Source organism: Atopobium fossor DSM 15642 (genome assembly GCF_000483125.1).
Classification (GTDB): domain Bacteria; phylum Actinomycetota; class Coriobacteriia; order Coriobacteriales; family Atopobiaceae; genus Atopobium; species Atopobium fossor.
Genome location: NZ_AXXR01000004.1, coordinates 143,176 through 155,225, shown reverse-complemented (window position 1 = coordinate 155,225; position 12,050 = coordinate 143,176). Strand labels below are relative to the sequence as shown.

Below are 12,050 nucleotides of genomic sequence, written 5' to 3'. Positions count from 1 at the left end.
ATAGAATAATCGCAACTTATAAGCTCGGCTCTAGCTCTGTGATGCACCAACTTCAGAAGGTGCCACAAAGCCTTCTGGTCAAAATGACCTCTCATCAGCCTTAGCTGCTATCCATAAAGCCTCAAGCTCATCGGTGTTGTAACTCTCTAAATCACGAGAAACCTCGTGTGCCCGTGCCTCCATGTAAGACCAACGAGCACGAAACTTACGGTTAGCTCTGCGCAACGCCTCTTCTGCATCTATGCCCTCACGACGTGCTACGTTTACCAATGCAAACAAGATGTCACCAAACTCCATTACGGCCTCAGGTGTTCCAGGTTTCTCGGCTAAAAACTCGCGGCGCTCTTCTTCCACCTTGTCCCATACATCTTGCGTAGACTCCCACTCAAAGCCAAGCTTAGCAGCACGCTTGGAAATCTTCTGTGCCTGCATAAGTGCAGGCAGTGCTACTGGCACACTATCAAGAAGCCCTTTGGGTACATCTGCATCATCCGTGTTACTGGTGCGCTCAACTTTCTTTACGTCATCCCAAATGGCAAGTACTTCATCTGCGTCCGAAGCTCCCAGCTCACCAAACACATGCGGATGACGACGCACGAGTTTCTCGTTAAGTTCACGGCACACATCATCAAGCGTAAACTCACCCGCATCATCCGCAATTTGTGCATGCAGCAACACTTGCATAAGCACATCACCCAACTCTTCTCGCAAATGGCTGGGGTCTTGTGCCTCAATAGTATCTACTGCTTCAAAGGCCTCTTCTAGCATATTTTTTGCAATGGATTTGTGCGTTTGAACTTTGTCCCAAGGGCAGCCATCGGGTTGACGGAGACGCCAAATCGTGCGGGCTAGGCGGTCAAACTCAGGATGCTCCCCCGGTACACCAGGACGCAAACGGGATTGTTCATCAGCAAAATCCGTAGCAAAACTCACAACTACTCCTCACCCGGAAAACGAAAACCCCATGCATAGCGCGAGTCCGTCATTAACTTCATAACATCACTCGACCATGCATTAATACGCGCAGCATCTTTTTCACCGGCAACGGCAGCTTCTAGGTCTGCTACCACATAATTGAGTGCCAAATCACGCTTGCCTAACTTAATAGTTTCCACCGTATTTTCGGGCCATTTGCGGAAGGTTGCCACATCCGCACGTGGGTATTCCATGCCCTCCAAATAGCCCTTATCAGTAGCAATAACATAACGCTTTGGCTGTTTGGCCTGCAGCGTAAGGGTAATTACGCCCAGCTGGCCTTCTGCGTTGCGCATGGCAATAGCGCATTCATCGTCAACACCGGTGGGCGCCGAGTTTTCAAGCGAGACCAACTCTGTAGGAGTACTCGAGAAAAACGTGCGTACTAAAGAAAAGGCATATACGCCAATATCTAACATAGCTCCGCCACCCAACTCAGGGTTAAAGAAGCGAGAAGCAGCATCAAATTCGTGGAAGGATCCAAAGTTAACCTGAGCCAAATGCACGCGGCCAAAATCGCCTGCCTCCAACCGACGACGCAACTCCTTATACAGCGGCATATGTAAGATGGTGCACGAATCCATGAGCACTAAACCCTTATTGACAGCTAGTGCCTGCAGCTCATTAAGTTGAGTGATATTAAGTGTAATGGCCTTCTCGCACATAACGTGCTTACCAGCCTCTAGGGACGCACGGATAAACTGGGCATGAGTGTTGTGAGGAGTTGCAATATACACCACATCTATTTCTGGGTCAGCCATAACCTCATCTATAGAGGTATACACCCGCTCGATACCATAGCGCTGAGCAAACTTTTGCACCTTGGATGGCGTGCGACTAAACGCACCTGCAAATTTTCTACCTTGTTGCGCAAGCGCCTCCGCCATCTCGTGTGCGATAAGGCCACATCCCAGCGTAACCCAACGTAGCTGAGGCGCACGGTTAAGAATCAAAAGATCTTCGGAAGTGACTTCTACACGGTTTGCTGTTTGCTGATTCATAGTTTTTGCGCCTCTTAACGGTTGGTGTGTATACTCATACATCACAGGTTTATGTAAACCATAGATCCTTATAAATCAAACTGATAACGGCTGCCTACATAGTATTGCTTACCAATACATAACGGCTTTTTATCTTGATCAAGAAATAGCACATGCAGGTAGAGAAGGGCAGATCGAGGCTGAATAGATAGATTGCTTGCTTGTCTTACATTTGCATTTATTGCCTCAACCGTACGCCTATACGTGCTATTTGGATACCTGCCGATAAGGTCTTTCATGGTTGCAAAGATGGACACATCTTCAAGATTGGCAGAAAACAATTCTTCAGACCCTTGATACGGCAGAAAAAGATTTTCCTCAAAGATGGGCATATCATCTGCAAGACGAAGGCGCTTTATATATAAAAGCAATGAACCTTCTGGTAAATCAAGAAATTCTCGTTCTTGCTCACGAGCGGGTACAATTTCTCTGCTAATAACATGTGCACCCGGCCTCACGCCAGCACTGATACATAAATCAGTAAAGGACTGCACCATATTGGATTGCAAAAAAGCACGATTCATATGCGGTGGGGCAACAAAGGTACCTTTACCTTGACGTTTAATTAAGTAACCATCAGCACAAAGATCTTCAATGGCACGTCTTACCGTAATGCGGCTTACACCGTATTTCTCGATAAGTTCCTTCTCGGTAGGAAGCATTTGATCTTCCACATACTCGCCATTTTGAATTGCCGATTGGATCTCTTCATATATTTGCTGGTACAAAGGTGCGGGCATAGTAATCTCATTCATATATACATACGCAGGTAACAGGGGGTTTTATTGTAAGCCATTACGCGCCTATAAGAGGCAATATATCTAGTAAATGGTCAACCACCACATGTGCTTCGCTTTGATCAAGCTTGCCATTTGCATACTGCGAAAGTGCAGCTACATATGCCCCACTTGCGCGTCCTGCCTTAATACCTGTTGGAGAATCTTCTACAACCAAGCACTGTTGCGGCTGTACTTGCAATGTTTCCATTGCTTGTAAGTAGATATCAGGATGTGGTTTATGACGAGCACACTGCGTACCACTAATGACAAAATCAACGAGTGAGCCTAAGTTTTGTGAATCCAAATAAGCTTGAATCATGTTGGGTTCTGAAGAAGAACAGATAGCTATTGCCAGTCCACGGGCGCGTAGGACTTCAAAAAGCTCGCACACCTGAGGATTGCTTTTTGTTGCATAGTCAATGGGATGTTGTGCACGATACACATCGTATTGCGCGTAGAGCATGCTACGGAGCTGCGCATCTTCTGGCACCAGCGTTTCCCAAATAGCTTGATCATTGGAACCAAATAAATCAATAATTTTCTGAGGGGCACGTCCAACACTTTTGAGAAAAGCGGCACGACGCTGATTGTAAAAATTTTCGGAGTCTATGAGCACCCCATCCATATCAAATAGAACCGCACGAATCTTTGTAAATAAAGGCATAAACACTCCCCTGAGTCCATCAAACAAAAAGGAGACAAACCTCAATTTGCCTCCTTTTATATTGCTATAACATCCACTACACGCGGTTTACATTAGTACTCAATCTTCCACATATAGCGACGAAGTGTCAGAGGATGCTGACGTTCCTGTGCAATTGCCTCAGCGTAAGTACGGAATACCGCGGTATGCACAAGAGGATTAAAGTACGTTACAACCTCAGAACTTACTTCAGAGGACAGGCCGTAATCCTTAGTGTCTACAACCGCTACCTTAGCACCAAAGCGATTAAGGAAGTCCAACGCACGAGAATCAATAGCACGCGTTTTGCCCTCATTCATCATCAAAACAAAGGGGACATCCTTATCCACAATCTCAAAGGGACCATGGAAGAACTCGCCGGCATGGAAGTTGCCAGAGTGAATCCACTGCATTTCCATCATGAGGCAGATTGAGCTGGAGTATGCAACCTGCATGGATGCACCAGAACTCATATAGTAGATAACTTCGTCATCCTTAAAGTCCTTGCCAAACTGTGCAGCAAGACCCTTAGCTTGATTGGCTGCGCGCTCGCCCAAATCAAAGATGTTATTAAAGCCCTCTACCATCTGATCATAATGCTTATAACCCTCAATCTGGTTGCAGAGCTCAACCGCAAGAGCCATGACATAGCCCATCTTTTCCAGCTTGGCGGCATAATTCTTCTCAAAGCCATGCACAATAACGTAATCGGCATGCTGAGTAAGAGCAGAGTCTGCAACATGTGTTACCGAGATAACCGTTGCACCCGCTGCCTTTGCAACATCAATAGCCTCTACGGTCTCTGGAGTACCACCACCCAAAGAGGCTGCAATGACTACGCTATTCTCGCCAAGCCACTGGGGAGTATCGTTATTAAACTCTGCAGCTGTATAGTGAAATGCGCGAACCTTTTTTGCAGCATCCTTAAGGAAATAAAAGCCGGGATACAGCTCGGAGCTCGAAGCACCGCAACCAACAAATGCCACATCATTAATGTTGTGCTGTGCCAATATATCAGAAACAATCTGCTTAACATTAGCAAGATCGATGCTATTTTCCATAATACAAATCCTTTCATAGGCGAGAAACCCTGTACGGAGAAAATCTCTTGCAAAAGGGCACACAAGCGAAGGGGGTTTCGCGGGTTGCTGTGTACCCTATTTGCCAAAACAGTAGTGCGCCAAAACGAGCAGTGCTCAATGGCACAAAGCTTAGGCAAAGATGCCAAATGCGCTCAAAGCCAAGCCACCCACAATGCACAGAGCAAGAAGCCAACCTGTATTTACACCCTTTTTGATGAGATAGAACATGAGCATGGAAACGCCCAAGGAAAGCATCTGTGGAATAATGCCATTAAGGATGTCCTGCAGTGCGGTACCACCACCGGGAAGGGTAATAGGAGTCGAAACTCCAATTAGAGTTGCCACCATGCCGCCAATAGCCATAAGTCCAACAATGCCACAGGCATACATGACCTTTGCCATGATATTTGAACCTTGGAGCTTCTCCAGATAAGAATTGCCCATCTCATAGCCAAACTTACCAGCAAACCATGTAATAGGTACTGAGGTAAGAATGGAAATAAGCATTGCAATAATAGGGCCAAGAATGGAGCCTTGTGCAGCCAGAGAGGCACCCAAACCAAATGCAATAACACGGATAGTGCCCTGGAAGAATGAGTCACCAATACCAGAGAGAGGACCCATCAAAGAGGTCTTGATTGCCATGATGGACTCTGGATCAAAATCCTCTGGATTACGTGCATACTCCTCTTCCATGGAAGCGGACAAGCCCAATACAAACGCGCTGGTCTGAGGAGTGCAGTTATAAAATGCCATATGACGCTTATAAGCTTCTTTGCGCTTCTCTACCTGCTTAGGGTCATTCTTATCAGGATAGCAACGATCAATAGTGGGAGCGATGCCATACAAAAAACCAAGGTTCATTTGACGTTCGTAGTTCCAAGAGTCCTGAATTGCCCAAGAACGCCAGAAAAACTGGCTGTAGCGTTTACGAGGAGTGATCTCCTGAGTGCTCGTGTTGTCAGCCATAAGTACCCTCCCTTAATCCTCGTCGTCTTCGAGTGGATCGTAATCTTCATCAGTGTTTGTTGCGGTTGCAGCGGCCAAACTGGTCTTACCAAATTTAAGAGGTAACAAAATTGCAGCCGTAAGAACACCAAAGATGGAAATTGCAGTTACATCAATACCAAGATATGCGCAGGCAAAGAAGCCAACAAAGAAGAAGGGCATCATACCATCGCCAACCATAAGGGACAGAAGCAGTGCCAAACCATAGGCAGTAAGGAACTTACTAGCCAAGTTAAGACCATTGGTGACCCATTCGGGAATTGCATTTACGATGCCCTGGACAAAATCGGTGCCCAGATAAATTGCCAAAAAAATTGGAATAAAGTACATCAAAGAATACAGAACTGTACCCCACACAATATGGAAGTTAGTTGCCTTCTTGAACTGGCCATTCTCGATTGCAGAATCAGCACTGTGAGTAAGCGCAGCGATGATGGTACGGAATGCAATACCAAGCAGCTGACCCAAAACGGCTACAGGAACTGCAATAGCAACTGCAGTCTCGGGCGTTGCACCCGTCAAGATAGAAAATGCTGTTGCAATAATGCCACCCATTACCATATCGGGAGGAACTGCAGCACCAACCTGAACCAAGCCCATGCTCATGAGCTCAATTGTTGCGCCTGCAGCCAAGCCTGCAGGAAGATTACCCAGCACCAAACCAACTAATGCAGAGGTAATCAGAGGCTGCTCGCCATTAAGGCGACCAAACAACCTCGAGTCGAGAATGGCATATACGCCAATGAGACCAATAAGCACTGCTGTACCCAGTGTGTTCATTTGCTCCCCTTTCCCCTAATCCTCGATACCAATATGCGAATTTCGCATATAAATAACCTGACTGATAAACCTAACCTTCTTATAGGCTGGTAAGTTCTTCAGCAGAAGAAACTGCTGTCTGCTGTACTGTAATTTGGACGCCCAGAGCGAGCAGTTCACGTGTATCTTCCTGCTGCTGCTCGGTTAAGAAGACCGATTGACCCACCTGTTTTGCTCCGTCAACATTTGCGGTAGCACCATAATTGACCTTGTTAATATGGGGATAGCTCTTGATAAATGTCAGCATATGAGTCGTAGAACCAAAGATAAGAATGATGTTCTCGTCTAGCTGCTCTACCTTTGGCATCTTTTCTAGCGCACGTGCAACGCTAAAGATGTTTACACGAACACCAGCAGGTTTTGCGAGCTTAATGGCGCTCTTTTTAAGATCATTACCTGCAGTTTCATCATCAATAATGATGATACGCTGAGCATTGGTTGCCTTGACCCAGCTCACAACTACCTGACCATGTAGCAGACGGTAATCCAAACGCACTAACTTAATCATAGATCGTCATCCTCCTCGTCATCCAAGTTCCCAAAAACCAAGGGGTTGCAATAAGTCACACCATCTTTTGCCAGGCCTATTAATTCGGAAATATCCTCAGTTGAAAGAGGAGGTTCATCAGAAGTTGCCAGCGACAACACCAAAGGCATATTCATGCCGCTTAACAGCTGCATATGAGGGTATTCCGGCAAGAGCGAAACCATATCGTTGTTAACGCTTGAGCCAAGCATGTCGGTAAGTACAACAAGCTCGTCATCGGGTAAAAACGTAGAGAACAGCTCACGCGCCTTATCGGCCATGCCCTGTTTGTCATCGCGAGCTAACGTAAGCGTGTAAACATGAGGAATATCACCCACAATCATTTTGAGTGTGTCGTGAATACCTACAGCTAAATCACCATGTGAAGCTAAAAGAATGCGCCTCATCACTGACACCCTCTTTCTAGTACTGCTCTTTCCACATATAGCGACGGGTCGTGTAGTCCTTATTAGTTGTTTGAGAAAGTGCACGCATGTACACATTGTTCAAAATTGGCGAGAAAATCAGATGATTAAAGTACTCGTTTACGCTGTCTTTGATGTCGTAAATGCCCAGTTCCTTGGCATCAAGCACATAGGTATTCTCGCCAGCAAAGCGATTAAGGAACCTTAGCGCGCGCTCATCATTGACACGATTGCGACCGCTCGACATAAGCAAAAAGATAGAGCTATTTTTATCAACCACTTCAAAGGGTCCATGGAAGAAGTCACAATCATTTGTGGTAACTGCATCCATTTGCAACATCTCTTGCACATTGCAAATAGCAAATACATAGGCTGCACCCATAAGAGGACCGTTTGCCAATACGTTTACGGTTGGCTTATGCGCATTTTCTTGCGCCCACTTTTGCGCAAGGGGCTGACAATAAGCAAAAGCCTTTTTATAGATAGGATCAACCAGCTCAAAACCCGTACAAGCATCCTGATAATGTTCGTATCCCTCTATCTGCTGTACAAGCTCTACAGCCAAACGAAGTGTAATGGCTGCATTAGAACGCGACTGATCGGTCTGGTCAATTGCAAGGCTCTGATAGGGAATTTGATATTCACACACATCCGTAAGTGCAGATTCATCCACATAAATTGCGATAGTGGTTGCACCACATGCGCGTGCTACACGGGCTGCCTCTATAGTCTCTGCAGTGCCACGCATGCTCACCACTACAACAACAGTTTTTGATCCAACAAACTTAGGGGTTGCATGAACAAACTCATTACTGGTATAGCTATGGCTTACCAGCTTAGTTGCCTCATGCTCCATAAAATACTGTGCAGCATAATTACCGCCATTAGAACCGCCAGCACCAATCCATACAATATGAGATACTCCGCCAAGCTCTTTCTTTGAAGCCAGAATAGTTTCCACAAGTTCTGAAATCTGCTTTTGCATGCCAAGCCCTCTCTAATACTATATGTTTCTTTTTATCTATAACATCTATAACCTTTTGCTAGAACAAAGAATAGCACGGTATCTTGTATTTGAATAGCATCAGATACAAAGTTGTCGTTAAATTTTTTGCACTGCTTTACTTACTCTTCGTCATCTCCGCCAACTTCCTCCAACACACCTAATGCAGCAGGAAGAAGCTCTTCTATGCTACGAACTGTAGAGGCGGTTGTGCTTCCAGCAAAAGTACCTCGTTGTCTATGAAATGGATAGGCCAGTTTCTTGGTCTTGGGATACACAAGAGCACCCCGTTCGCGCAATTTAAGACTCTTATCACGCGGTACTTCTAAACCCAGATATATGAGACGTCCTTCCGTCAGAGCAACCGACGTTACACCCAGACGTTGTGCACGAATACGAATGCGTGCACGATCAAATAAGTTACGGCCAGCCAATGGCAACGCGCCATAACGCTCTTCTAGCTGTTGTTCTAGCATATCTACTTCGGACAGCTCCATTGCGCCTGCTAACTGTCGGTACGCCAACACACGCTTGTCTACATCGGGAATGTATTCCTCTGCCAAATAGAAATCAGCTTGCAAGTTAATGGTCACTTCTGTAGGAGCTAAATCTGCAGACTCGCCGCGTGCCTCTGCCACTGCTTGGCCCAACATTTGAGTAAACAAATCAAAACCTACGCTGGTCAAATTGCCATGCTGTTCTCCACCCATAAGTGAACCTGCACCACGAATCTCCAGATCTCGCATAGCAATACGCATGCCGCTCCCCAATTCTTGAAACTCATTAATAGCCATCAAACGATCTGTTGCTTCAGGCGTAAGCGGCAGCTCACCAGGGAACATAAAGTAGGCATAGGCCTGGGTACGGCCACGACCAACACGACCTTTAAGCTGGTAAAGTTGTGCCAATCCCAAGCGCTGTGAATCCTCAATAATCAGTGTGTTTGTATGAGGATTATCAATGCCGCTCTCAATAATGGTTGTTGCTACCAGCACATCAATCTCGTGCTCTTCAAAGCTCATCATAACGTCTTCGGTTTGGCGAGCACTCATCTTGCCATGAGCCACACCAATGCGTGCCTCTGGCGCTGCTTCTCGTACACGTGCCACGGCATCCTCAATAGTGGTGACGCGATTAGATACGTAATACACTTGGCCCTTGCGTGCCAACTCTGTACGAATTGCAGCAGAAACTACATCCAGATCAAACTCGCCTACGGTAACTTGTACGGGAATGCGACCAGGAGGAGGTGTCAAAATAAGAGACATGTCACGTACGCCGCTCATGGCCATCTGCATGGTGCGTGGAATAGGCGTAGCAGATAGCGTAAGTACATCTACCTGTTCACGCATATTTTTAAGTTGTTCTTTATGCTGTACACCAAAGCGTTGTTCCTCATCAATAATGATAAGACCTAGGTCATGTGGGTTAACATCGCTCGACAACAGCCTATGCGTTCCAATAAGAACCTTAATGTCACCTGCAGCAAATCCTTCAAGCGCTCTTCGCTGCTTTGCAGTTGTTACAAAACGAGAAAGCACACGTACATCTATATCAAATGGAGTAAAACGCTTAAAAAAGGTTTGATAGTGTTGTTCTGCCAAAATAGTAGTTGGACACAGAACCATGACTTGGCGACCATCCATAACCGCCTTAAAGGCAGCACGTAATGCCACCTCAGTTTTGCCAAAGCCCACATCACCACAAAGCAGACGGTCCATGGGTCGTTTTGACTCCATATCCGCTTTAATATCCGCAATAGCACTGGTTTGATCAGGTGTAAGGTCGTAGGAAAAACTAGCTTCCATATCTAACTGTGCAGGTGTATCCGGCGCAAAAGCATAGCCTGTCACAGAAGCACGACGCGTATACAAATCCACCAAGTCAAATGCTAGTTTCTTGGCGCTTTTGCGCGCCTTACCTGTTGCACGAGACCAATCTGCAGTATTCAGGCGCGTCAAACGAGGACTTGATCCGTCAGGTCCAATATAGCGTGTAATGCGGTCTACCTGCTCTAATGGCACAAAAAGTTTATCGTTATTGGCATATTCCAACAAAAAATAATCACGCTCTTTGCCCGTAACCTCTTGGCGAACAATATCCGAAAACAGAGCAATGCCGTGTGTTGCATGTACAACATAATCACCTGGCTTAAAGGGAAAGGTTACGGTCGTAGGATCTACACGCCTTCGACTGCTGCGTTTTGCCATCCGCTGTGTTAAGTCCCCTACCGAGAAAACCGCCAAGCCTGCTTCAGGAAAAATCGTACCTGCTGGTACGGGAGCGTCAATAAAACTTACCAGGCCGCGCTCCAAAGGCTTGGCCTGCTCTTGTGCTGTTTTGTCCAATACGGGAAGAGCGTTATCCGCACTTCCCATCAGTTGCTCACAAAAGGCAATGCGCTCATCACCAAAGCTCAACTCAAGCGCTTCTCGAGCACTGCGGTCGGGTACCGCAAAGGCAATGACCATATTGTTTTCTATGCAGCCACGAATACGACCTAGCAACTTAGAGTCAGCTCCTGCAATACCAGGTTGACGTACCTCTAACTTATGCACAGCTGCTGTTCCTGCACGCAAAATGGACGAGAAAGACAAACGTTGCTGCTTACCAAAATCCATCCCCCGTGGCTCTACAAACAAACCTGTTAGCTTGGCACGTGCTGCAGCAGCTGCAGTAGCAAGCTCGTCATTTTTGCGCTGACAATCATCAAACAAAGCTCGGGGTTCCGACAATACCACCAACGTGTCCTTACTCATATGTGCAAACACAGATGATGTGCTACCGTACAGCTCCACCAAATATTTATCTATGACCGCAGAGGCACTTCGAGCTTCAATCAATTCCAAATCCGCAGCAATAGCAGTGCTTTCCTGTGCATCGTTATAAAGCGCACGACGTGCATTGGCCACGGTTTTATCGGTAAGTGCCAGCTCTCTACAAGGAGACACAACCACAGAGGTAACCTCACCAATGGTCTGTTTGGTAGATACAACCATACGACGAACACGGTCTATCTCGTCGCCAAAAAATTCTATGCGTACAGGGGCACTAGCCTGCGCAGGAAACACATCCACCGCATCACCATGGATGTGGAAAGTGCCTGGCACAGACGCCTCGCCATCATCTGCATACCCCATGCCCACCAACAGAGGACCCATATCTTCAAATGGAACTTCATCGCCCGCCGCAAAAGTAGAACTTGCCCAATAACCAGACCCCACCGGTGGCACCTGACGCATAAGAGCGCGTGCACTTGCTACTACAATGCATGGCTCACCCTGCGCCAAACGAGAAACCGCGGCACAGCGCGCTCCAATAACAGCGTCATCTGATGCAACCTCTGACCAGGGTAAATCCTTGCGCTCAGGGTAGCGTGCTACGTTTTCCAAACCTATCCACGCAGATAAGGTACGTGCCACACGATCCGCAGCTTCCTCGCCAGAAACAACCATGAGCGTGGGCCTCGGATCGCGTGCCCACAGGCTTGCAACAGTAAGCGGACGAGCGGACTGAGCCACCGCCAAATCGCAATCCAAACCAGCGTCCAATTCATGTACAACATCCATCATGGTAGGCGCGGTTAGTAAGCTGCGAGAAATCCTATTAATGAGCACCAATAGCTCCTTATTCAACAAAATTGCATGCCAAAAACCGACTACACTGTATGCAGCCGGGAATATATTTGTAAGTTGCTAACATTTTACCCAA

Annotated in this window: 11 protein-coding genes; all 11 read right to left on the bottom strand. The window is 46.7% G+C overall.

Annotated elements, in window-relative coordinates; genetic code table 11:
• Positions 1-78: 78 nt before the first annotated feature.
• A complete protein-coding gene (mazG, locus tag G469_RS0102385; RefSeq protein WP_051353710.1) occupies positions 79-933 on the bottom strand; it encodes a nucleoside triphosphate pyrophosphohydrolase in 855 nt (284 codons plus the stop codon).
• Between the two features lie 2 nt (positions 934-935).
• The gene (locus G469_RS0102380; RefSeq protein WP_084522275.1) at positions 936-1,976 is read right to left on the bottom strand and encodes a Gfo/Idh/MocA family protein; all 1,041 of its coding nucleotides are present in this window, start codon (positions 1,974-1,976) and stop codon (positions 936-938) included.
• Between the two features lie 68 nt (positions 1,977-2,044).
• On the bottom strand, positions 2,045-2,755 hold the full coding sequence (locus G469_RS0102375; protein ID WP_028263683.1) for a GntR family transcriptional regulator: 711 nt from the start codon (positions 2,753-2,755) through the stop codon (positions 2,045-2,047).
• Positions 2,756-2,810: 55 nt separating this feature from the next.
• Positions 2,811-3,458 carry an HAD family hydrolase gene (locus tag G469_RS0102370; protein WP_035425312.1) on the bottom strand — a complete coding sequence of 216 codons (648 nt, stop codon included), beginning with the start codon at positions 3,456-3,458 and terminating at the stop codon, positions 2,811-2,813.
• 92 nt (positions 3,459-3,550) lie between these two features.
• Positions 3,551-4,537, bottom strand: a complete 987-nt coding sequence (locus G469_RS0102365) for an SIS domain-containing protein (RefSeq protein WP_028263681.1) — start codon at positions 4,535-4,537, stop codon at positions 3,551-3,553.
• A gap of 150 nt (positions 4,538-4,687) precedes the next feature.
• The gene (locus G469_RS0102360) at positions 4,688-5,527 is read right to left on the bottom strand and encodes a PTS system mannose/fructose/sorbose family transporter subunit IID (RefSeq protein ID WP_051353709.1); all 840 of its coding nucleotides are present in this window, start codon (positions 5,525-5,527) and stop codon (positions 4,688-4,690) included.
• A gap of 12 nt (positions 5,528-5,539) precedes the next feature.
• Positions 5,540-6,346: a PTS mannose/fructose/sorbose/N-acetylgalactosamine transporter subunit IIC gene (locus G469_RS0102355; protein ID WP_028263679.1), complete on the bottom strand. Its 807-nt coding sequence runs from the start codon at positions 6,344-6,346 to the stop codon at positions 5,540-5,542.
• 79 nt (positions 6,347-6,425) lie between these two features.
• Entirely contained in the window at positions 6,426-6,893 is a 468-nt protein-coding gene (locus G469_RS0102350; protein ID WP_028263678.1) for a PTS sugar transporter subunit IIB, read from the bottom strand.
• Positions 6,890-7,318 carry a PTS sugar transporter subunit IIA gene (locus tag G469_RS0102345; RefSeq protein WP_035425311.1) on the bottom strand — a complete coding sequence of 143 codons (429 nt, stop codon included), beginning with the start codon at positions 7,316-7,318 and terminating at the stop codon, positions 6,890-6,892. Before G469_RS0102345 ends, G469_RS0102350 begins: the two co-directional genes overlap by 4 nt.
• Before the next feature lie 16 nt (positions 7,319-7,334).
• The gene (locus G469_RS0102340) at positions 7,335-8,321 is read right to left on the bottom strand and encodes an SIS domain-containing protein (protein ID WP_035425310.1); all 987 of its coding nucleotides are present in this window, start codon (positions 8,319-8,321) and stop codon (positions 7,335-7,337) included.
• 140 nt (positions 8,322-8,461) lie between these two features.
• On the bottom strand, positions 8,462-11,956 hold the full coding sequence (gene mfd / locus G469_RS0102335; RefSeq protein ID WP_028263675.1) for a transcription-repair coupling factor: 3,495 nt from the start codon (positions 11,954-11,956) through the stop codon (positions 8,462-8,464).
• Positions 11,957-12,050 lie beyond the last annotated feature (94 nt).

Coding starts and splice junctions, on each gene's coding strand:
- G469_RS0102380 (WP_084522275.1), bottom strand. CDS start 1,976: ATGAATCAGCAAACAGCAAACCGTGTAGAAGTCACTTCCGAAGATCTT.
- G469_RS0102375 (WP_028263683.1), bottom strand. CDS start 2,755: ATGCCCGCACCTTTGTACCAGCAAATATATGAAGAGATCCAATCGGCA.
- G469_RS0102370 (WP_035425312.1), bottom strand. CDS start 3,458: ATGCCTTTATTTACAAAGATTCGTGCGGTTCTATTTGATATGGATGGG.
- G469_RS0102365 (WP_028263681.1), bottom strand. CDS start 4,537: ATGGAAAATAGCATCGATCTTGCTAATGTTAAGCAGATTGTTTCTGAT.
- G469_RS0102360 (WP_051353709.1), bottom strand. CDS start 5,527: ATGGCTGACAACACGAGCACTCAGGAGATCACTCCTCGTAAACGCTAC.
- G469_RS0102355 (WP_028263679.1), bottom strand. CDS start 6,346: ATGAACACACTGGGTACAGCAGTGCTTATTGGTCTCATTGGCGTATAT.
- G469_RS0102350 (WP_028263678.1), bottom strand. CDS start 6,893: ATGATTAAGTTAGTGCGTTTGGATTACCGTCTGCTACATGGTCAGGTA.
- G469_RS0102345 (WP_035425311.1), bottom strand. CDS start 7,318: ATGAGGCGCATTCTTTTAGCTTCACATGGTGATTTAGCTGTAGGTATT.
- G469_RS0102340 (WP_035425310.1), bottom strand. CDS start 8,321: ATGCAAAAGCAGATTTCAGAACTTGTGGAAACTATTCTGGCTTCAAAG.